At 70.2% G+C, this 1,372-nt stretch carries 2 protein-coding genes; both read left to right on the top strand.

From position 1 onward, the window contains the following. The coding region (locus tag NON22_RS24360) for a PDZ domain-containing protein (RefSeq protein WP_257389571.1) at positions 1-433 on the top strand (433 nt) is incomplete at its 5' end. Next, the coding region (locus tag NON22_RS24365) for a secretin N-terminal domain-containing protein (protein ID WP_306673998.1) at positions 430-1,372 on the top strand (943 nt) is incomplete at its 3' end. The genes NON22_RS24360 and NON22_RS24365, both read left to right, overlap by 4 nt.

Genomic DNA, 1,372 nt, shown 5'->3' on the forward strand with positions numbered 1-1,372 from the left:
GGCGCCGAACACCGGCGGCCGCAACACCGCGCCGGCGGCGACGTCGGCGTCCGCCCCGACACCGGCACAGATGCCGGCCGCGACGCCGGTCTTCGTCGCGCCGCAGATGGCGCAGGGCGCGGTCGACTTCTCGCGCCTGCAGCAGCAGCTCGGCGTGGCCGATCCGACCGAGCTCATGCGTCAGATCAGTGCACAACCCGTCATGGAGAACGGCCGCATGGCCGGCGTGCGGCTCAGCGGCGGACCGAATGCCGCGCTGATCGCCCAGCTCGGCCTGCAGCCCACGGACGTCGTCACCTCGATCAACAACGTACCGCTGGATTCGATGGGACGCGCGACCCAGGTCGTCGATTCCCTCAAGAACGCCAGTCGCGTCACCGTCACGGTGAACCGCGACGGCAAGCCCGTCACCCTGAGCGTGAACATCAAATGACGCGCACACCGATCGCTTCCCTGCGTGCCTGCCTGCTCGCTTCGGCTCTGTTGCTCGCGACGGCGACCGCCGTGGCCCAGCCGCCGCCGTCGGCGGCGGGCAATCCGCCGGGCACGCACACGCTGAATCTCAAGGACGCCGACATCCAGGCGCTGATCGCCACGGTGTCGGAAATCACCGGCAAGAACTTCATCGTCGGTCCGAACGTACAGGGCAAGGTCAGCGTGATCTCCGCGCGGCCGATGCAGCCCGACGAGATCTACGACGTGTTCCTGTCGGTGCTGCGCGTGCACGGCTACGCGGCCGTGCCGGCCGGCAGCATGATCAAGATCGTGCCCGAGGCCATGGCCCAGGCCGAAGGCGGCAACAGCGTCGCGACGGCCGAGTCGGGCGACGCGATCGTCACGCAGATCGTTCCGCTGCGCCACGTGGCCGCGGCCGAACTCGTGCCGATCCTGCGGCCGCTGCTGCCGCAAGGCGCACAGCTGATCGCGCACCAGACCAGCAACTCGCTGGTCGTGTCCGACCGTGCGAGCAACGTGCAGCGCGTGGCCGGCATCATCGCGCGCATCGACACGGTGTCGGATTCCGAGGTCGAGGTCATTCCGCTGCAGCACGCGAACGCGGCCGAGATGGCGCGCACCCTGACGATCCTCGCCGAGGACAAGGCCACCCAGCCGACCGGCGAAAGCCCGCGCATCCTCGCCGACGAGCGCACCAATTCCATCCTGATCGCCGGCGCCAAGAGCGGGCGTCTGCGCATGCGCACGCTCGTCACGCACCTGGACACGCCGCTGCAGAGCGGCGGCGGCACGAACGTGGTCTATCTGCGCTACGCCAAGGCCAAGGACCTCGTGCCGATCCTCAGCGGCGTCGCGGCCACCTTGAACAACGAGCCCGGCGCGCCGGCGGCGCCCGCGGCCGGCGCGTCCGCGGGCG

Source organism: Tahibacter caeni, from assembly GCF_024609805.1.
Lineage (GTDB): Bacteria > Pseudomonadota > Gammaproteobacteria > Xanthomonadales > Rhodanobacteraceae > Tahibacter > Tahibacter caeni.